The sequence below is a fragment of the Nonomuraea sp. CA-218870 genome (assembly GCF_050936535.1).
Taxonomy (GTDB): domain Bacteria; phylum Actinomycetota; class Actinomycetes; order Streptosporangiales; family Streptosporangiaceae; genus Nonomuraea; species Nonomuraea corallina.
Genome location: NZ_JBNJMN010000001.1, coordinates 2,357,087 through 2,375,961, shown reverse-complemented (window position 1 = coordinate 2,375,961; position 18,875 = coordinate 2,357,087). Strand labels below are relative to the sequence as shown.

Here is an 18,875-nt window from a genome sequence, read left to right as displayed (position 1 = left end):
GGCGGGCGGTGATCGCCGCCGCCCGCCCCTCGGCGCGCGGCTACTTGTTGGTGGGGAACCCGAGGTTCACGCCGCCGTGCGACGGGTCCAGCCAGCGCGAGGTGACGACCTTGCCGCGGGTGTAGAAGTGGACGCCCTCGGTGCCGTGCACGTGCGTGTCGCCGAAGAGCGAGGCCTTCCAGCCGCCGAAGCTGTAGAACGCCATCGGCACCGGGATCGGCACGTTGATGCCGATCATGCCGACCTCCACCTCGTTCTGGAAGCGCCGGGCGGCGCCGCCGTCGTTGGTGAAGACGGCCGTCCCGTTGCCGTACTCGCCGCCGTTGATGATCTCCAGCCCTTCCTCGTACGAGGAGACGCGGACGATCGACAGGACGGGACCGAAGATCTCCTCGGTGTGCACCCGCGTGCCCGGGGCCACGTGGTCGATCACGGTCGGGCCGAGCCAGAAGCCGGGCGTCTCGGACGCCTTGCCGCCGCCCTTGACGGCGGTCTCGCGGCCGTCCACGACGACCTTGGCGCCTTCCTCGACGGCCAGGTCGAGGTAGGAGGCGACCTTGTCGCGGTGCGGCCCGGACACCAGCGGGCCCATCTCCGACGCGGGGTCGTCGCCGGGGCCGACGGTGAGCCGCGCCACCCGCTCGACGATCTTCTCCACCAGCTCGTCGCCGACCGGGTCGACGGCCAGCACGACCGAGATGGCCATGCAGCGCTCGCCGGCCGAGCCGAAGCCCGCCGAGACGGCCGAGTCGGCCACCAGGTCGAGGTCGGCGTCGGGAAGCACGAGCATGTGGTTCTTGGCGCCGCCGAGTGCCTGCACGCGCTTGCCGTGAGCGGTTCCGGTCTCGTAGACGTACCGGGCGATCGGGGTGGAGCCGACGAAGGAGACGCCGCGCACGTCGGGGTGCTCCAGCAGCCGGTCCACGGCGACCTTGTCGCCCTGCACCACGTTGAACACGCCGTCGGGCAGCCCGGCCTCCTGCCAGAGCCGCGCCATCAGCAGCGACGCCGACGGGTCCTTCTCCGACGGCTTGAGTATGAAGGTGTTGCCGCACGCGATCGCGATCGGGTACATCCACATCGGCACCATGGCCGGGAAGTTGAACGGCGTGATGCCGGCCACGACCCCGAGCGGCTGGCGGATCGAGTACGAGTCGACCCGGGTCGAGACGCCCTCGGAGAAGCCGCCCTTGAGCAGGTGCGGGATGCCGCAGGCGAACTCCACGACCTCCAGGCCGCGGGCCACCTCGCCGAGCGCGTCGCCGTGCACCTTGCCGTGCTCGGCGGAGATCAGCGCCGCCAGCTCGTCGCGGTGCGCGTACATCAGCTCGCGGAAGGCGAACATCACCTGCGCCCGCTTGACCAGGGAGGTGTCGCGCCAGCCGGGGAAGGCCCGCGCGGCGGCGGCGACGGCGGCGTCCACGTCCGCGACGGAGGCCAGCGCGACGGTGCCGCTGACCTCGCCGGTGGCGGGGTTGAAGATCTCCGACGTGCGGCCGTCGCCGTCGACGAGAGCTCCGTCGATCCAGTGCTTGACTGACTTCACTGCTGTGCTGCCTCTGCGTTGATGACTTCGAGTGCGTTGACGATGATGCCGAGCCCCTCCGTGGCCTCGTCGACCGAGAGGGTGAGCGGCGGGGCCATGCGGATCGCGGTGCCGCGCAGGCCGCCCTTGCCGGCCAGCAGCCCGGCCTTCTTGGTCTCCTCCATGAACCGCGACGCCTGGGCGGGCGTGTCCAGCTCGACGGCGAACATCAGGCCCTTGCCGCGCACGTCCTTGACGATCGGCAGCCGCTTCGCGGCCTCGCGCAGGCCATCGATGATGATCTTGCCGGTCCGCGCGGCGTTGGCCTGCAGGTCGTGGTCGAGCACGTAGTCGAGGGTCGCGTTCGCCGCGGCCATGGAGACCGGGTTGCCGCCGAACGTGGCGACGCCGGCCGCGTGCAGCGCGTCGAGCAGCTCGCCGCGGGCGACGACGCCGCCGACGGCGAAGCCGTTGCCCAGGCCCTTGGCGAAGGTCATCATGTCGGGGGTCACGCCGTGGTTCTGGATGCCGAAGAACGCGCTGCCGGTGCGGCCCCACCCGGTCTGCACCTCGTCGGAGATGAACAGGATGCCCTGCTCGTCCAGCACCTCCTTGTAGGCGGCGAACAGCCCGTCCGGGGGCATGGTGAAGCCGCCCACGCCCTGGATCGGCTCGGCGATCAGCGCGGCCACGTCGTTCGAGACGGCGGTCGACAGCACGTGGCGCAGGTCGTCCACGCACGCCGCGATGTAGTCGGCGTCGGACATGCCCTTGAACTGGGCGAGCTGCCGGTCGGCGCCGTGCAGGAAGTGCACGTTGAGCGGGGACAGCGAGTTGTTCTTCCAGGACCGGTTGGAGGTGACGCTGACGGCGCCGAAGGTGCGGCCGTGGTAGCTCTGCCGCATGGCGAGCACCTGGTCGCTCTTGCGCGCGTACGTGGCGAGCAGCAGCGCGGTCTCGTTGGCCTCGGTGCCCGAGTTGGTGAAGAAGACCTTGGCGTCAGGGATGCCGGACAGCCGGGCGATCTTCTCGGCGAGCTCGATCTGACCGCGCAGCAGGTAGACCGTGCTGGTGTGGACGACGCCGGTGGCGATCTGCCGCTCGACGGCCTCGCGCACCTCGGGGACGTCATATCCGATCATGTTGGTCAGGATGCCGGCGAAGAAGTCGAGGTAGCTCTTGCCGTCGGCGTCGACGACGCGGTTGCCCTTGCCGCTGACGATCTCGATGGGGTCGTTGTAGTAGAGGCCGACCCAGTTGGGGATGACGGCCTTGTGGCGCGCGAGAAGCTCGGACATGTCTTGAGTATCGCCGCTGCACCGCTATGCCCGTAACCGCAAGGTGTCGCCGTACGTTCCGATCCTCTTACAAGGTGTCGGCCGCCGGGGGAAGAGGTTTCAGCCAAGACTGCCTTGGTAGGGCTACGTCTAGCAGGGAAGACGAAGATCCGCCCCATCAGGGGAAGCCTCCCGGGAAAGGCCGGGAGACGCAACAGGCGGTCTCCGGAGGTCGGCAGACCGCCGGATCGGGGGAACCCAATGCGCAAGACGCTCACGGGCCTGGGGCTGGCCTTCTTTCTGACGCTCGCCCCGGCCGCGGCCGCGACGGCGGACACTCCCGCCGCCCCCGCCGCGCAGAGCCAGGTCAACCCGTCGCCGCAGCCGCAGCAGGACGAGGGCGGCGGCAACGCGGGACTGTGGGGTCTGCTCGGCCTGCTGGGTCTGCTGGGCCTGGCCGGCATGCGCAAGCAGAAGGAGCACCACGTCGGCACCGCCGAGCACATGACCAACCGCCCGCCGCGCCCGTAAGGTCAGGCGCAGTCCACGGCTCCCCGCGCCGGCCGGTCCGGCGCGGGGTCCCGCCGTCCGGGACGGGTCAGACGGTCGCCGGCTCCGGGGCCGCGGCGGGCGCCTGGGGGCGCAGCAGGGCGGCGGCCACCACCGCCGCCGCGACGCAGAAGGCGGCGCCGACCCACGACCCGACGTGCATGGCCGTGGTGAAGGCGGCTCCCGCCTGGTCCGCCAGGGCGGGCGACCGGATCGCCACCCCGACGGACTCCCTGGCCGCCTCCGGCGCGGACGCGGGCATCTGCCCGGTGTAGACCCCGGCCAGCACGCTGCCCAGCACGGCGATGCTCAGCGCCAGGCCGACCTGCTGCACGGTGTCGTTCATTGCGGAGCCGACGCCGGCCCGGTCCAGCGGGATGGCGTTCATCAGCGAGGTGTACGCCGACGGTCCCGCCAGCCCGCCGCCCACGCCCATGACGACCAGGGCGACGAGCAGGGGCAGGTAGCCGGTGGTGCTCGCCATGACGGCGAAGCCCCCGGCCATGACCAGCAGCCCGCCGCTCACCAGCGCCCGGTTGCCGACCTTCTTGCCGAGCCCGGCGCCGATCCCGTTGAAGACGGCCGCCGCGACCGCGTACGGCAGCATGGCCAGCCCGGCGACCACCTCCTCGTATCCGAGCACGAACTGCAGGTACTGGGTGAGCATGAACATCACGGCGCCGGCCCCGAAGGACATCAGCAGGATGGACATCGACGCGCCGCTGAAGTTGCGGTCGCGGAACAGGAACAGCGGCAGCATCGGCTCCTCGCGCCGCCGTTCCCAGAGCACGAAGGCGGCCAGCGCGGCCACCGAGACCGCGATGACGGCCCAGTCGAGCTCGCGCTCGATGATGACGTAGACGGCGGCCGTCAGCCCGGTGGTCGACAGCGCCACGCCGACCGGGTCGAGCCTGCGGGCCGGTCCGCGCGTCTCGGGCATCAGGACCAGGGCGGCCACGATGGCCAGCGCCGCGATCGGGATGTTCGTCAGGAAGACCGAGCCCCACCAGTAGCTCTGCAGCAGGAAGCCACCGAGCGTGGGGCCGATGATCACGCTGACCATGGCAACCCCGCCCCAGACGGCCATGGCGGTGCGCCGCTCCTCGGCGTCGAAGACGGTCATCAGGATGGAGAGCGTCGACGGCATCAGGATGGCCCCGCCGACGCCCATGAGCGCGCGGGCGGCGATGAGCTGCCACGGCTCGGCGGCGAGGACGGCGGCCACCGACGCCCCGCCGAACAGGGCCAGGCCGATGACGAGGAACCGGCGGCGGCCGTACCGGTCCGACAGGCTCCCGGCCGTCAGCAGCAGCCCGGCGAACGCCAGCACGTAGACGTCCAGGATCCACTGGACGTCGGAGGGGGTGGCCCCGAGCTCCTCGATCAGGGAGGGGATGGCCAGGTTGAGGATGGTGCCGTCCACCGACAGCACCATCAGCGAGAGACAGAGGACGGCGAGCACCCACCAGCGTCGCGGGTCTCGTACAGCGTTCGAGTTCACTCGCACACTGTACGAGCATCCTCGTACAGTGTGCGAGGGGTTTTAAGCTAGAAGAATGAGCGGCAAGCAGTTCTCCTCCGTGTGGATGCGCGAGCCCCGGCCGTCCAGGACCCCGGGCCGCAGCCGCGAGGAGATCGTGCGCGCCGCGATGGAGCTGCTCGACGCCGAAGGACTCGACGGGCTGAGCATGCGCAAGCTCGGCGCCAGACTCGGCGCGGGCGCGACCAGCCTCTACTGGTACGTGGCCAACAAGCACGAGCTGCTGGAGCTGGTCTACGACGAGATCTGGGGCGAGATGACGGTCCCCCCGCCGGAGGACACCTGGTGGCGCCAGACGGCCGGCACCTTCGCCCACAGCATGCGCCAGGTGATCCTGCGCCATCCCTGGTCCGCCGGGCTCATCGGGCGCACGCCCGCCCTCGGGCCCAACGCGCTGGAGGTCGCCGGCCGGCTCTCCCGCGCCTTCAAGAAGGCCGGGTTCCGCGGGCTGGACATCGACTACGCGTCGTCCACGCTCACCGCCTACGTCTTCGGCACCACGATCCCCCAGGTGGCCTACAACGAGATGATGGCCGAGAGCCCTCTCGACGAGGAGAGCATGCGCGCCGCGGTCGAGCGGGCCGCCGCCGGCCACCCCGACCTGCTGGAACGGCTGCGCGAGAGCGAGCCGGCCGACCTGACGCAGGCGCGCGAGATGATGTTCACCTTCGGACTCGCGGCGGTGCTCGATGGCCTTGAGGCGAGGCTGGCGACGTAGCAGGATCCGGAGCATGAGCGATTTCCGAGCCGCGCGCGACCTCCTGCTCCAGGCCGACTACGCCACCGCCCGCCGGGAGTTCCGCTGGCCGGAGCTGGGCGAGTTCAACTGGGCGCTCGACTGGTTCGACGGCGTCCTGGCCGCCGAGACCCCCGACCGGATCGCCCTCAAGATCACCGGCAGGGTCTCGTACACCTTCGCCGAGCTCTCCGTGCGCTCCAGCCGGGTCGCCAACTGGCTGCACGAGCAGGGCGTGCGGCGCGGCGACCGGATCCTGCTCATGCTCGGCAACCAGCCCGAGCTGTGGGAGTCGCTGCTGGCCGCGATGAAGCTGGGCGCCGTCGTCATCCCGGCCACCACACTGCTGACCCGCAAGGACGTGGCCGAGCGGATCGAGCGCGGCGGGGTGTCCCACGTGATCGCCAACGCCGAGGACGCGGGCAAGTTCGGTGGCGGCCCGTACACCAGGATCGCGGTCGGCGACGCGTACGGCTGGCTGCCCTACCACGCCTCCGCCAGGGCGCCCGAGCGGTTCACGCCCGACGGGCCCACGCACGCGGGCGACACGCTGCTGCTCTACTTCACCTCCGGCACCACCTCCCAGCCCAAGCTGGTCGAGCACACCCACGCCTCCTATCCCGCCGGCCACCTCTCGACCATGTACTGGATCGGCGTCCGGCCCGGCGACGTGCACCTCAACGTGTCCTCCCCCGGCTGGGCCAAGCACGCCTGGAGCAACGTGTTCGCGCCGTGGAACGCGGGGGCGACCGTGCTCGTCCACGACTACCAGCGCTTCTCCGCCCCCGAGCTGCTGCGGGTGCTGCGCGACGAGAACGTCGACACCTTCTGCGCGCCGCCGACCGTCTGGCGGATGCTCATCCAGGAGGACCTGTCGGCGTGGCGGGTGCCGCTGCGCGCCGCCGTGGCCGCCGGTGAGCCGCTCAACCCGGAGATCATCGACCAGGTGGCCAAGGCGTGGGGCCTCACGATCAGGGACGGCTACGGGCAGACGGAGACGACCGCGCAGATCGGCAACGTGCCCGGCGAGCCGGTCAGGCCGGGCTCGATGGGACGGCCGCTGCCGGGGTACGAGATCGCGCTGCTCGATCCGGAGACGGGGGAGCCGGGAGACGACGGGGAGATCTGCATCCCGCTGGCGGACCGCCCCCTCGGCCTCATGTCCGGATATGTCGCCGGATCTAGTGAAGCGATGCGTGACGGGTACTACCACACGGGCGACATGGCCTCCCGCGACGCCGACGGCTACATCACCTACGTCGGCAGGACCGACGACGTGTTCAAGGCCTCCGACTACCGCATCTCCCCGTTCGAGCTGGAGAGCGTGCTGCTGGAGCATCCGGCCGTGGCGGAGGCGGCCGTGGTGCCCGCGCCCGACCCGGTGCGGCTGGCCGTGCCCAAGGCGTATGTGACGCTCGCGCCCGGCGCCGAGCCCGACGACGCGACCGCCCGGTCGATCTTCGAGCACTGCCGCCGCGAGCTGGCCCCGTTCAAGCGGGTGCGCCGGCTGGAGTTCGCCGAGCTGCCCAAGACGATCTCGGGCAAGATCCGCCGCGTGGAGCTGCGCGAACAGAGCCCGGCGCGGGAGTTCCGCGAAGAGGATCTCTTCTCCTGATCACCTGCCAGTCTGTCAAGTGAAGCCGGTCCTGACTTACATGCTGATCGGCTAAGCTCGGCGGCGTGCTGCCCACCATCGCCGACATCCTCGACCTGGAGACGGTCCGTCGCGGCAGCCCGCGCGTGGTGGCGGGCGCCGACCGGCTCGACACGAAGGTGCGCTGGGTGCACGTCGGCGAGATCGCCGACATCGCCCAGCTGCTGCGCGGCGGCGAGCTGGTGCTCACCACCGGCGTGGCGCTCCCCGACGACCCCGGCGAGCTGGCCGACTACATCGCCGCGCTGTCCTCGGTCGGGGCCTCCGGCCTGGTCGTCGAGCTGGGCCGCAGGTTCGTCCGCGAGCTGCCCGCCGCCGTGGTCAAGTCCGCCGAGGAGCACGGCCTGCCGGTCATCGTGCTCACCCGCGAGACCCCGTTCGTGCAGATCACCGAGGCCGTCCACGCCCGCATCATCGACATCCAGCTGGAGGAGCTGCGCGCCTCCGAGCAGCTCCACGAGGTGTTCACCGAGCTGTCGGTCGAGGGCGCCTCCCCCGCCGAGGTGCTCGCTCAGGTGGCCAGGCTGTCGGGCCGCCCGGTCCTGCTGGAGAACCTCGCCCACCAGGTGCTGGCCTGCGAGTCGGCAGGCCGCGACGCGGGGTCGCTGCTGGCCGGCTGGGAGAGCAGGTCCCGCGCCGTCTCCCCCGCCGAGCGCACCGCGTACGACTCCGCGTCCGGCTGGCTGGTCACCACCGTCGGCGCGCGGGGGCAGGACTGGGGGCGGCTGATCCTGCTGTGCGACCGCAGGCCGTCGCCGCGCGACCTGGTCCTGGCCGAGCGCGCCGCCACCACGCTCGCGCTGGGGCGGCTGCTGGAGCGCCACCAGGAGTCGCTGGAGCGCCAGGCGCACGGCACGATCATCACCGGCATCCTCACCCACGCCTACTCCGACCCCGAGGAGGCCGCGGCCCGCGCCCGCGCGGTCGGCGTCCCCCTCACCGGCCGCAAGCTGGTCAGCGTGGTGATCCGGCCGATCGACGTGACCGACCAGGCGCTCGACGGGCCTGCCGAGCTGGGCGAGCTGGCCGAGTCGACCGCCGCGGCCTGCCGCGACGCCCGGCTGCCGGCCCTGGTGGGCGCGCTCGACCAGGACCGGGTGGGCGTCCTGCTGCCGCTCCCGCCGCGCGCGCACGCCGAGCCCGCCCTCACGGCGCTCTCCGAGCGCCTGCGCGAGCTGTGGAAGCACGGGACCGCGTTCGTGCTCGCCGCCGGCTCGGTGGTGGAGTCCATCCGCGACGTACGGCGCAGCTTCCTGGAGGCGGAGCAGGTCGCCGACGTGGCGGTCCGCCAGCCGGACGGCCGGCCTTTCTACCGGCTGCCCGACCTGCGCCTGCGCGGGCTGCTCCACCTGCTGCGCGACGACGCCAGACTGCAGACCTTCGCCGAGCGCGAGCTGGGCGGGCTGCTCGCGCACGACGCCCAGCGGGGCGGCGACCTGGCCCGCATCCTGCGCATCTACCTCGACGCGGGCCGCAACAAGGCGGTGGCGGCGCAGAAGGCCCACCTGTCGAGGCCCGCCTTCTACGACCGCCTGCGCCGCCTGGAGCGCATCCTCGAGACCGACCTCGACGACGTCGAGTCCTGCCTGTCGCTGCACGTCGCGCTGCTGGCGCTGGAGTCGTTCCGGCGCGACCGTTAGCGCCGGCCCGCGGTCAATCCGGATGCGCCCCAGCAGCCCGGCCTCATAGCCTCGGCCCCATGAACGACCGCCCCTTCGTCCCCGACGACTTCGCCGTCCCCGCACCCCCGGCCACCCCGTGGTTCCGTCTCGAACCCCTGGGCCCCCAGCACAACGCCGCCGACCACGCCGCCTGGACCAGCAGCATCAAGCACATCCGCGAGACCCCGGGCTTCCCTGACGGACGATGGCCTCCCGTGGACGGCATGACCCTGGAAGCCAACCTCGCCGACCTGCGGCGCCACGCGGACGACTTCGCCGGGCGCCGCGGCTTCACCTACACCGTCCTGGACACGGACGGCGACGTGATCGGATGCGTCTACATCTATCCCTCCACGGGCGACGCCCACGACGCCGACGTGTCCTCCTGGGTCCGGGCCGACCGGGCCGAACTCGACGTGCCCCTGTACCAAGCCGTGACAGCCTGGCTGTCCGCGCACTGGCCGTTCAGGACGCTCAGCTACCACCCGCGCTGAGACCCCGCTAGAAGCCCATCGCCGCGCGCACCTCGTCGAGGGTGACCACGGCCCGCTCGCGGGCCCGCCGGTTGCCCTCCGCCAGGATCTCCCGCACCTCGGCCTCGTCGTGCTCCTTCCTGCGCTTCCTGATCGGCCGCAGGAAGTCGTTGACCGCGTCCGTGGTCAGCCGCTTCAGGGCGGACGCGCCCCCGTACCCGATCTCGTCGGCGAGCTCCGCGGGCGGGCGGCCGAGACAGAGGGAGGCGATCATCAGCAGGTTGGCCACCTGCGGGCGGTTTTCCTCGTCGTAGGTGATCAGGCGCTCGGAGTCGGTGCGCGCCTTGCGGATGAGCGCCGCCGTCTCGTCCTCGGTGGCCGACAGCGTGATCGCGTTGCCCCGGCTCTTGCTCATCTTGCCGCCGTCCAGACCCTGGAGCAGCGGCCGGTCGCCGAGCATGGCCTCGGGTACGGGGAAGACGCGGCCGTAGCGCTCGTTGAAGCGCCGCGCGATCGTCCGGGTCACCTCCAGGTGCGGCAGCTGGTCCTTGCCCACCGGCACCAGCGTGCCCTTGCAGAACAGGATGTCGGCCGCCTGGTGCACCGGATAGGTGAACATCAGCCCGCTGACCGCCTTCTGGCTGCTGTGCGCGATCTCGTCCTTCACGGTGGGGTTGCGGCTCAGCTCCGACACCGTCACCAGGCTCAGGAACGGCAGCATCAACTGGTTGAGCTCGGGCACCGCGCTGTGCTGGAAGATCGTGACCTTGGCCGGGTCGAGCCCCACGGCGAGGTAGTCCAGCAGCAGCTCGGTGATGTTGCGCTGGATCTCGCCCGGCAGGTCCCGGTCGGTGATCACCTGGTAGTCGGCGACCAGCACATAGGTCGGATACCGGTCCTGCAGCCGGACACGGTTGGCCAGGGAGCCGAAGTAGTGGCCGATATGGAGCGGCCCGGTGGGGCGGTCTCCGGTGAGCACGGTGTGTGCCATGGTCTCTCCTCGGGAGAATCGGTCGATGCCGTCCGGAGGGATCCCCGCGCCCGGGGCCGCCCTGAGGACGGCCCTGTCGCATGCGAGGTCAGCGGCCGTCTGGCGGCCACCACCACATGCCGATGCGCTTCACCCGTCCATTCTAGGCGAGGGTCGACTCACCAGTTGGGGCGTATGTCAATCTCGTAACCTCTGCGGGCGTTTCCCGTGTTCTCCTGACCGAAGCACCTTGATCAGTCAGGATGGGGCGGTCCCGTTCCGCCCTCATGGAGTTCGCATGTCTCGACGCACCCTCGTCGCCGGCCTGGCCATGGCCACGACGATCACGGGCCTCGCCGTGCCCGGCGCCGCAGCCGAGCAGGCGGCGGAGAAGTTCCCGTCATCCAAGTTCCCGCTCGGCACGCGCTCCGCCCCCACGAAGACCATGACCAGCGTGACCTCGGGCATCGACCTGTACGACGTGCGGGCCGGCTCGTCCACCGACGGCTACACCGTCACCGTGCTCATGCCGAACGGCCGCGACGCCGGGACCCGCGAAGCCGCCGAGGCCACGCTGGCCGCCGTCGAGGCGACCGGTGAGGTCGCCGGCATGCAGCGGCTGGTGCGCCCCCAGGTCGCCGACGCCCCCGAGCAGGAGCTGTTCATGGTCCGGGTGGGCCTGTGGTCCTTCAAGCAGCGGGCCAAGGCCGACGCGACGGCCAAGCGGCTCAAGCAGGCCGGCCTGAAGATCAAGGTCGACTACCTCGGCGACGACGGCCTCAAGACCACCGGCCCCTGGCACGCCCAGGTGCTCACCATCGACGCCCGCGCCTTCCGCGGCTCGTACGGGGCCTCACTCGGCGCCAGCGTGGCCAAGCGGGAGACGGTCTCCTCGATGGCCAAGCGGGACGGCGCCATCGCGGCCGTCAACGGCGGCTTCTTCAACATCCACACGGCCAAGGAGCTGCGCGGCGAGCCGGTCGGCGCCTCGGTGGTGGCGGGCAGGCTGCTCAGCGAGGCGGTCCCCGGCCGCTCGGCGATCGTGCTGCGCGGCCGTACCGCCAGGATCACCGAGTTGCGGACCACGATCACGGCGATCTCGCAGGACGGCGCCAAGCACCCGATCGCCGGCGTCAACCGCGCGGCCCTGCCCGGCGAGCTCGTCCTCTACACCGAGGAGTACGGCGCCAAGACCCCCGCGGCCGACGGCGCCGACGTGGTCATCGACGCCAACGGCCGGGTCGAGGCGGTCCGCACGCCCGGCGCGGCCGTGCCGAAGGGCAAGCGGGTGCTCCACGGCGCGGGCGAGGCCGCCATGTGGCTCAACGAGCACCTCTGGCAGGGCTGGACCGTCAAGATCGACACCAAGGTGCGCGACCTGCGCAAGGGCCGCGACCTCCGGCTCACCCCCGACCTGCACGTCGTGTCGGGCGGCGTGGGCCTGGTCCGCAACGGCCGCACCCAGATCACCGCCAAGCGCGACGGTCACGACTCGCTCAACATGATCCTGCGCCGCCACCCGCGCACCCTCGCCGGCACCACCCGCGACGGGAGCCTGATCCTGGCCACGATCGACGGCCGCCGGCCGGGCGTCACCGTGGGGGCGAACTTCATCGAGGCCGCTCAGTTCATGCGCTGGCTCGGCGCCACCCAGGCGATCAACCTGGACGGCGGCGGGTCGACGGCCATGGTGGTGAAGAACAAGGTCGTCAACCAGCCGTCCGACGGCCGCGAACGCGCCGTCGGCGACGCCCTGCTCGTCCTCCCCCGCTAGAAACCGGCCCGCTGAAAACCGCCCGCCGGGAACCGCCCCTCGGCGCTACTCCGTGCGCCGGGGGCCCGGTTCGCCGGAGGTGCCGGCGACGTCCAGCGCGGCGTCGCCGGCGAGCGGGCCGCCGGCATTCCCCGGGAGCCGCGTACCGGCGTCAGGGTGCTCTGGCGTGAGCCGGCGGTCGGCGCCCGGCCGGGCCGCCCGCCGCCTGGGCAGGAACGCGGAGACGATCATCCCGGCGGTCGCCGCGACCGCCGAGATGATCAGCGCGACCTCCAGCCCGCCACGCGAGGGCAGCGTGGCGGCGCCCAGCCGGACGGTCTGCGTGGCCAGCACGGCACCGATCACCGCACTGGCCATGGACGTGCCGATGGAACGCATGAGCGAGTTGAAGCCGTTGGCCGCCGCCGTCTCCGAGGTCGGCACCGCGCTCATGATCGAGGCGGGCATGGCGGCGTAGCCGAGACCGGCCCCGGCCGAGACGATGGTGGCGGCCAGCACGACGTGCCACACCTCCGTCATCAGCAGCAGCGCGGTGACGTAGCCGGAGACGGCGAGCAGCGCGCCCAGGATGAGGGTCACCTTGGCCCCGTACGCGCCGGTGACGCGGGCCGAGACGGGCGAGAGCACGATCATCATGCCGCCGCCCACCGCCATGCACAGCCCGGCGTCGAGCAGGCTCAGCCCGAGCCCGTAGCCGGAGGCGGCCGGCGACTGGAGCACCTGGGGGAAGACCAGCTGGGTGCCGAACATGGCGAAGCCGAACGCGATGGAGGCCAGGTTCGTGAGCAGCACCTCGCGCCGGGTGGTCGTGCGCAGGTCGACCAGCGGATTGGTGACCCGCAGCTCCGCCCATCCCCACAGCGGCAGGATCACCGCCGCCGCGGCGAACAGGCCCAGGGTCAGCGGGCTCGTCCAACCCCAGCTGCCGCCCTTGCTGATGGGCAGCAGCAAGCAGATCAGGCCGGCCGACAGCCCGGCCACGCCGACGAAGTCGAACCGCCCGCCGGTTCGCAGCGGCGAGTCCGGCACCAGGGCGAGGGTCAGGACCAGGCCCATCACCCCCATGCCGGCCGAGACGAGGAAGAGCACGTGCCAGTTGGCGTACTGGGCGACGACGGCGCCGAGCGGCAGCCCGATCGCGCCGCCGGCGCCCATGGTGGCGCTCATCAGCGCCATGGCGGACCCCATCCGGGCGGGAGGGAGCAGGTCGCGCATGATGCTGATGCCGAGCGGGATCACGCCGACCGCGCAGCCCTGGAGCGTACGGCCGAGCACGACGAGAGGCAGCGCGCTGGTGAGGGCGCAGATCGCCGATCCCACGACCATCAACGCGAGACTGATCACCATCATGCGCCGCTTGCCGTACATGTCCCCGAGCCGGCCGCTCACCGGGGTGAACACCGCCGACGCCAGCAGCGTGGACGTGATCACCCAGGAAGCGTCCTCCGCCGAGGCCGACACCAGCCGCGGCAGGTCGGGGATGATGGGCACCACCAGGGTGAACATCATCGACACGACCATGCCGCTGAAGGCCAGGGCGGCGGTGACGACGCCGCTCGACTTTCCGGGAGGAAGAGGCATCGGCACCGGACTCCGTTCGGTCAAGATCTGCGGTTTGACAGGATAAGACTGCCGGATGCCGCGAAGAAGATCCCCACCCCCTGCACGAAACTGACCTCGACATCGGGCACCTGCGCGGCGGCCTCGCCCCGCAACTGCCTGACGGCCTCCTGGATGGCGAACATCCCGTACATGCCGGTGTGCGTGTACGAGAGCCCGCCGCCGTTGGTGTTGGTCGGGAGGCTGCCGCCGGGGACGGTGTGGCCGTCCGCGACGAAGGCCCCCGACTCGCCCCTGCCGACGAACCCGAGATCCTCCAGCCCGTAGAGGGGCAGGTGCGCGAACGCGTCGTAGATCATCAAATGGTCGACGTCGCTGTGACCGAGTCCCGCCGTGCGGAACGCCTCGGCGCCGGAGCGGCGGAACGCCTGGAAGGAGCCCAGGTCCTCCATCTGGGAGACCATCGCCGCCTCGGTGGCCTCGCCGGACCCCAGCAGGTAGACGGCCCGGTCACCGCGCGGCAGGTCGGCGGCCCGCTCGGCGCTGGTCAGCACCAGGGCGCCGCCGCCGTCGGTGACCACGCAGCACATGTCCCGGGTGAACGGGTAGGCGATCTCCGGAGCCTGCAGCACCTCGTCCACCGTGACGATGTCGCGCCGCAGCGCCCGCGGGTTCTTCACCGCCCATTCCCGCTGCGCGACGACGACCCGGGCCAGGTCCTCCCGGCCCATGCCGCGATCGTGCAGGAAGCGCAGGGCGGGGACGGTGAAGGTGGCGTACGGGGTGATGGCCCCGTACGGCGCCTCGAACTGTCCGGCGGGCGTCTCGTTCTGCCCGCCCCACTGCCGCGCGCCCACGCGGGAGCGGCCGGACTCGCCGTGGGTGATGAGGACGACGTCGGCCGCGCCGGCCGCGATGGCCGCCGCCGCGTGCCGGACGTGCAGCAGGAAGCTGCAGCCGCCGACCATGGTGCCGTCCGCCCAGCGCGGGTGGATGCCCAGGTGGTGCGCCACGTCCAGGGCCAGCGGCCCGGCGGTCGCCACGCCGTCGACGTCGGCGGGGGTGAGCCCGGCGTCGCGCAGCGCGTTCAGGCCCGCCTCGGCGTGCAGCTGGAGCATGGAGGTGTTCGGCAGCGTGCCGATCTCGTCGGTCTCGGCCGCGCCGACGATCGCGATCCGGCCGCCGTGCATGCTGGTCACGCGCGCTCCTCCTCGGGCTCGAAAACCGGCAGCATGGTGCCGCCGCGCTCCTCGAACGTCACCCGGAGCCGCAGGTCCAGAGGCAGGTTCTCCGGTGCGGGCTCGACGCCCACCACGTTGGTCATGAGCCGCGGCCCCTCGTCGAGCTCCACCAGAGCGATCACCGGCGAGACGTCCTCGAACCCCGGCACGGGCCGCCTGTTGATCACATACGAGACGAGCCGCGCCCGGCCGGACACCCGCACCCAGCTGACGTCGGACGAGGCGCAGTAGCGGCAGAACGGGCGCGGGTAGAAGTAGTGCCTGCCGCACGAGGCGCACCGCTGCACGCGCAGCTCGCCCTCCTTGGCGGCTTCCCAGTACGGGGCCGTCTCGGGGGTCGGCCTGGGCATGAAGTTCTTGATCACACCGTCCTCCGGGTGAACGTGCCGCGGTCCAGCACGACCTGGCCGGCCACCGTGGTCTGGAAGAGCCAGGTGTCGCCGTCGTCCCACAGCGCCACCGTCAGCTCCTGCCCGGGGAACACCGGGGAGGCGAAGCGGGCCGACATGGCGCCGAACACCTCGGGGTCGGAGCCGCACGCGGTGTGCAGCAGCGCCCGGCCGGTGAAGCCGAACGTGCACAGCCCGTGCAGGATCGGCCGGCCGAACCCGGCCTTCGCGGCGAGCCAGGGGTCGGAGTGCAACGGGTTGCGGTCACCGCTCAGCCGGTAGAGCAGCGCCTGGTCGGGCCGGGTGCGGTAGGTCACGACGTGGTCCGGCTCCCGCGCGGGCCGTTCCCAGGCCGCGGCGGACCCGCGATCACCACCGAAACCCCCCTCGCCGCGGATGAAGGTGCCGGTGCTGGACTCGGCGAGCACCTTCCCCGACGCGGCGTCCATGACCGTCGACTCCAGGACGGCGATGGCGTTGGGCCCCTTGTCGTAGAAGGCGGCCACGCGGCTTCTGGTCACGGTGGACCCCTCGGGGGGAAGCGCGCCGTGCAAGGTGATCGACTGCTCGGCGTGCAGCACCTGGGCGATGTCGAAGTCGCCGAGCGGGGGCATCGACCCGCCGGTGCCGCCGATCATCACGGCGAAGGTGGGCAGCACCTGCTGGGAGACGTCATGCGAGTTCTCCGTCGTGAACGGCAGCTCGGTCAGCGGATCCTCGGCCCCCGCCCCCACTCCGAGCGCATAGAGGATGGCGTCCGTCGACGTCCATCGGCGTCCCGCGCCCTCCCACTCCTTGCCCGCCAGGTCCAGGTTCAGCGCCACGGAGGCTCCTTCCGTCAGGTCCTTCCAGCACCATAATCCGGACAAAGTTCGTCTGTAAATACTGCCGTCCAGTGGCGCACCGCCCGATTCCTGGCAGACTTGACCGCATGAAGCCCGCTTCGGTCACGGCGCGACCAGGACGACCACCGGACCCCGACATCGAGCCCCGCGTGCTCAACGCCACGCTGGAGATCTACGCGGAGGTCGGCTGGGCCGGGTTCACCATGGACGCCGTCGCGCGCCGGGCACGGGTGGGCAAGGCCGCCCTCTACCGCCGCTGGGAGAGCAGGGAGAAGCTGATCGTCGGGGCCCTGGCCTCGCTCACCACCCCCGTCATGGCCGAGACCACCGGCTCGCTGCGGGAGGACCTCCTGGCCATGTGCGTCCGGACGCTGCGGGCACAGCAGAGCCGCGACGGCCTGGTCGGACTGCGGGCCCAGATCGAGGCCAAGTTCTATCCCGAGCTGTTCGGCCAGGCCATGGAAGACCTGGGAAAGCAGTGGCGGACCATGTACCGGCAGTTCGTGCTGCTCGCCATCGACCGGGGCGAGATCCCGCAGGGCACCTCGCCGGCCCTCGTGCTGGACGCGGTCAACGGCATCGTCGTCAACCACGTGCTGTCCACGCCCATCGACAAGATGCCCGCCCTTCTGGAGGACGCCCCCCGCTACGCCGAGCGGGTCGTCGACTTCGTCCTCTCCTCCATCGGCTACCGGCCCGCCGCGAGCGAGGGAGCGACCCTTGACACCGACGGGGCCCCGACTTAGCTTCTGTGTTGCGGACACATTTCGTCCATAATTATCCCCGGCACTATTTGTCGCGCACCCCTCCCATGAGCAATTTCGGACATTTCATGTCCGAATCAGGGTGTGCGTCCTTGGACGACTGCCGCGACGCGACAGGTCTGGAGGAACGAATGCCACCTACCGCCCCCGACGTGACATCCGACAGTCCCGGTTTCTACGCTCTGGCACTCCAGGATCCGCAGCGCATCGCCTTCATCGGCCCAGAGGGCGACCAGACCACGTTCGGCGCGCTGGGCGCGCGGGTGAACCGCATCTCCCACGGCCTGCGGGCACTGGGCGTGGGCAGGCAGGACATGGTCGCCATCCTGGTACGCAACGGCCGGGAGTACCTCGAACTCGCCCTGGCCACCCTCCAGATCGGCGCCTACATCGTGCCGATCAACACCCATCTCGCCCCGCCCGAGGTCGCCTACATCGTCAAGGACAGCACCGCCAAGGTGCTCGTGGCCCACGCCGACCTGGCCGAACGCCTGGACGGCGAGGTCGGCGGCCTGCCGGCACACCGATTCGCCATCGGCGGCCAGGTCGCGGACTGGCAGACCTACCCCGAGCTCTGGAGCGACCGGCCCGAGGACCAGCCCGGCGACCGAGCCATGGGCGCGATCATGAACTACACCTCCGGCACCACCGGCCGCCCCAAGGGCGTGCGCCGCCCGCTGTCCGGCCTCTCCCCTGAGCAGGAGGCGCCGCTCGCGGCCCGGCACTTCTACACGCTCGGCTTCCGCCGGGAAGGCGTGCACCTCGTGTGCTCCCCGCTCTACCACGCCGCCCCCGGCGCGTTCGCGATCAACGCCCTGCACCTGGGCCACACCGTGGTCTGCCACCTCAAGTTCGACGCCGAAACGGTGCTGCGCGACATCGAGCGCTACAGGGTGACCACCAGCCACATGGTGCCCACCCACTTCCACCGGATGCTCCGCCTGCCCGAAGAGGTCCGCGGCCGCTACGACCTGTCCAGCGTCGACAGCCTCATCCACGCCGCCGCGCCCTGCCCGGTCGAGATCAAGAAGCAGATGATGGAGTGGGTCGGCCCCAAGCTCTACGAGTACCTCGCGGCCACCGAAGGCGGGATGTCCCAGGTCACGCCCGAGGAGTGGCTGGCCAAACCCGGGACGGTCGGCCGCCCCCAGCCGGGCACCACCCTGCGCATCGTCGACGAGAACGGCGACGAGGTGCCGGCCGGACAACCTGGAACGATCTACTTCGGCAACGCCGGCCAGGCGTTCGAGTACTACAACGACCCGGCCAAGACCGCCGCCGCCCGGCTCGACGGCCTGTCCACGGTAGGCGACTTCGGCTATCTGGACGAGGACGGCTACCTGTTCCTGCTCGACCGCAGGACGGACCTGATCATCTCCGGCGGCGTGAACATCTACCCGGCCGAGATCGAACAGTTCCTGATCACCCATCCATCCGTCCAGGACATCGCGGTGATCGGCGTACCCGACCCCGACTGGGGCCAGAGCGTGCTCGCCGTCGTCCAGCCGTCACCGGGAGTCGCACCCGGCGAGGCGCTGGCCGATGAACTGCAGGCCTACTGCGCGGAAGGACTGGCCTCGTACAAGCGCCCCCGCCGGTTCGAGTTCCGCGACGACTTCCCGCGGACGGAGGCCGGCAAGCTCCAGCGCCGCAAGCTGCGCGACGATTACCTCGGAACGGGCTGACACCGCTGCCCCGGAAACGCGGAAAGGCCCCGAGCGCAATGCTCGGGGCCTCCCCAACTAAAAGATTGTCCGGCGGTGACCTACTCTCCCACACCCTCCCGAGTGCAGTACCATCGGCGCAGAGAAGCTTAACTTCCGGGTTCGGAATGTAACCGGGTGTTTCCTTCCCGCCATAACCGCCGTAACCCTCCGAAACACACAAACAGGAACACTGTTTGCAGTCTCAGAATTG

The 18,875-nt window shown here is 71.1% G+C and carries 16 protein-coding genes and 1 rRNA gene; 8 read left to right on the top strand and 9 right to left on the bottom strand.

Annotation, left to right across the window (positions count from 1 at the left end; genetic code table 11):
* Positions 1 to 40: 40 nt before the first annotated feature.
* Together ACQEUU_RS11710 and ACQEUU_RS11705 are read right to left on the bottom strand one after the other, a co-directional pair.
* Positions 41 to 1,546: a CoA-acylating methylmalonate-semialdehyde dehydrogenase gene (locus tag ACQEUU_RS11710; protein ID WP_433064137.1), complete on the bottom strand. Its 1,506-nt coding sequence runs from the start codon at positions 1,544 to 1,546 to the stop codon at positions 41 to 43.
* Positions 1,543 to 2,823, bottom strand: a complete 1,281-nt coding sequence (locus tag ACQEUU_RS11705; protein ID WP_433064134.1) for an aspartate aminotransferase family protein — start codon at positions 2,821 to 2,823, stop codon at positions 1,543 to 1,545. Before ACQEUU_RS11705 ends, ACQEUU_RS11710 begins: the two co-directional genes overlap by 4 nt.
* Positions 2,824 to 3,063: 240 nt before the next feature.
* On the opposite strand from ACQEUU_RS11705, the gene ACQEUU_RS11700 reads away from it, so the two are divergent.
* A complete protein-coding gene (locus ACQEUU_RS11700) occupies positions 3,064 to 3,333 on the top strand; it encodes a WGxxGxxG family protein (RefSeq protein ID WP_433064132.1) in 270 nt (89 codons plus the stop codon).
* Between the two features lie 67 nt (positions 3,334 to 3,400).
* Here the strand turns inward: ACQEUU_RS11700 and ACQEUU_RS11695 are convergent, their stop codons facing one another.
* Positions 3,401 to 4,852: an MFS transporter gene (locus ACQEUU_RS11695; RefSeq protein WP_433064130.1), complete on the bottom strand. Its 1,452-nt coding sequence runs from the start codon at positions 4,850 to 4,852 to the stop codon at positions 3,401 to 3,403.
* A gap of 55 nt (positions 4,853 to 4,907) precedes the next feature.
* On the opposite strand from ACQEUU_RS11695, the gene ACQEUU_RS11690 reads away from it, so the two are divergent.
* The 4 genes from ACQEUU_RS11690 to ACQEUU_RS11675 all read left to right on the top strand — a co-directional run bounded on the left by ACQEUU_RS11690 (position 4,908) and on the right by ACQEUU_RS11675 (position 9,436).
* Positions 4,908 to 5,609: a TetR/AcrR family transcriptional regulator gene (locus ACQEUU_RS11690; protein WP_433064127.1), complete on the top strand. Its 702-nt coding sequence runs from the start codon at positions 4,908 to 4,910 to the stop codon at positions 5,607 to 5,609.
* 13 nt (positions 5,610 to 5,622) lie between these two features.
* Positions 5,623 to 7,242, top strand: coding sequence for an AMP-binding protein (locus ACQEUU_RS11685; RefSeq protein WP_433064124.1), 1,620 nt, complete (start codon positions 5,623 to 5,625; stop codon positions 7,240 to 7,242).
* A 65-nt stretch (positions 7,243 to 7,307) separates the two neighbouring features.
* Positions 7,308 to 8,921, top strand: a complete 1,614-nt coding sequence (locus ACQEUU_RS11680) for a PucR family transcriptional regulator (protein ID WP_433064121.1) — start codon at positions 7,308 to 7,310, stop codon at positions 8,919 to 8,921.
* 59 nt (positions 8,922 to 8,980) lie between these two features.
* On the top strand, positions 8,981 to 9,436 hold the full coding sequence (locus tag ACQEUU_RS11675) for an N-acetyltransferase (protein WP_433064119.1): 456 nt from the start codon (positions 8,981 to 8,983) through the stop codon (positions 9,434 to 9,436).
* A gap of 7 nt (positions 9,437 to 9,443) precedes the next feature.
* Here ACQEUU_RS11675 and trpS read toward each other — a convergent pair whose 3' ends face one another.
* Entirely contained in the window at positions 9,444 to 10,406 is a 963-nt protein-coding gene (gene trpS, locus ACQEUU_RS11670) for a tryptophan--tRNA ligase (protein WP_433064116.1), read from the bottom strand.
* A gap of 277 nt (positions 10,407 to 10,683) precedes the next feature.
* On the opposite strand from trpS, the gene ACQEUU_RS11665 reads away from it, so the two are divergent.
* A complete protein-coding gene (locus tag ACQEUU_RS11665) occupies positions 10,684 to 12,159 on the top strand; it encodes a phosphodiester glycosidase family protein (RefSeq protein WP_433064113.1) in 1,476 nt (491 codons plus the stop codon).
* Between the two features lie 45 nt (positions 12,160 to 12,204).
* Here the strand turns inward: ACQEUU_RS11665 and ACQEUU_RS11660 are convergent, their stop codons facing one another.
* Genes ACQEUU_RS11660 through ACQEUU_RS11645 form a run of 4 tightly spaced genes read right to left on the bottom strand, consistent with a single transcriptional unit; the run spans position 12,205 to position 16,173 of the window.
* Entirely contained in the window at positions 12,205 to 13,740 is a 1,536-nt protein-coding gene (locus tag ACQEUU_RS11660; protein WP_433064110.1) for an MFS transporter, read from the bottom strand.
* A gap of 20 nt (positions 13,741 to 13,760) precedes the next feature.
* Positions 13,761 to 14,909 carry a thiolase C-terminal domain-containing protein gene (locus ACQEUU_RS11655; protein ID WP_433071819.1) on the bottom strand — a complete coding sequence of 383 codons (1,149 nt, stop codon included), beginning with the start codon at positions 14,907 to 14,909 and terminating at the stop codon, positions 13,761 to 13,763.
* A gap of 5 nt (positions 14,910 to 14,914) precedes the next feature.
* A complete protein-coding gene (locus ACQEUU_RS11650; RefSeq protein WP_433064108.1) occupies positions 14,915 to 15,325 on the bottom strand; it encodes a Zn-ribbon domain-containing OB-fold protein in 411 nt (136 codons plus the stop codon).
* Entirely contained in the window at positions 15,322 to 16,173 is an 852-nt protein-coding gene (locus ACQEUU_RS11645) for a MaoC/PaaZ C-terminal domain-containing protein (RefSeq protein WP_433064106.1), read from the bottom strand. The genes ACQEUU_RS11650 and ACQEUU_RS11645 overlap by 4 nt, the downstream gene beginning before the upstream one ends.
* Before the next feature lie 107 nt (positions 16,174 to 16,280).
* On the opposite strand from ACQEUU_RS11645, the gene ACQEUU_RS11640 reads away from it, so the two are divergent.
* Both ACQEUU_RS11640 and ACQEUU_RS11635 read left to right on the top strand, forming a co-directional pair.
* Entirely contained in the window at positions 16,281 to 16,940 is a 660-nt protein-coding gene (locus ACQEUU_RS11640) for a TetR/AcrR family transcriptional regulator (protein WP_433064104.1), read from the top strand.
* Positions 16,941 to 17,110: 170 nt separating this feature from the next.
* Positions 17,111 to 18,643 carry an AMP-binding protein gene (locus ACQEUU_RS11635; protein ID WP_433064101.1) on the top strand — a complete coding sequence of 511 codons (1,533 nt, stop codon included), beginning with the start codon at positions 17,111 to 17,113 and terminating at the stop codon, positions 18,641 to 18,643.
* 67 nt (positions 18,644 to 18,710) lie between these two features.
* On the opposite strand, the gene rrf is transcribed toward ACQEUU_RS11635, so the two are convergent.
* A 5S ribosomal RNA gene (gene rrf / locus ACQEUU_RS11630) occupies positions 18,711 to 18,827 on the bottom strand.
* Between the last annotated feature and the right edge of the window lie 48 nt (positions 18,828 to 18,875).

Coding starts and splice junctions, on each gene's coding strand:
- ACQEUU_RS11705 (WP_433064134.1), bottom strand. CDS start 2,823: ATGTCCGAGCTTCTCGCGCGCCACAAGGCCGTCATCCCCAACTGGGTC.
- ACQEUU_RS11700 (WP_433064132.1), top strand. CDS start 3,064: ATGCGCAAGACGCTCACGGGCCTGGGGCTGGCCTTCTTTCTGACGCTC.
- ACQEUU_RS11690 (WP_433064127.1), top strand. CDS start 4,908: ATGAGCGGCAAGCAGTTCTCCTCCGTGTGGATGCGCGAGCCCCGGCCG.
- ACQEUU_RS11685 (WP_433064124.1), top strand. CDS start 5,623: ATGAGCGATTTCCGAGCCGCGCGCGACCTCCTGCTCCAGGCCGACTAC.
- ACQEUU_RS11675 (WP_433064119.1), top strand. CDS start 8,981: ATGAACGACCGCCCCTTCGTCCCCGACGACTTCGCCGTCCCCGCACCC.
- trpS (WP_433064116.1), bottom strand. CDS start 10,406: ATGGCACACACCGTGCTCACCGGAGACCGCCCCACCGGGCCGCTCCAT.
- ACQEUU_RS11665 (WP_433064113.1), top strand. CDS start 10,684: ATGTCTCGACGCACCCTCGTCGCCGGCCTGGCCATGGCCACGACGATC.
- ACQEUU_RS11660 (WP_433064110.1), bottom strand. CDS start 13,740: ATGCCTCTTCCTCCCGGAAAGTCGAGCGGCGTCGTCACCGCCGCCCTG.
- ACQEUU_RS11655 (WP_433071819.1), bottom strand. CDS start 14,909: ATGCACGGCGGCCGGATCGCGATCGTCGGCGCGGCCGAGACCGACGAG.
- ACQEUU_RS11640 (WP_433064104.1), top strand. CDS start 16,281: ATGAAGCCCGCTTCGGTCACGGCGCGACCAGGACGACCACCGGACCCC.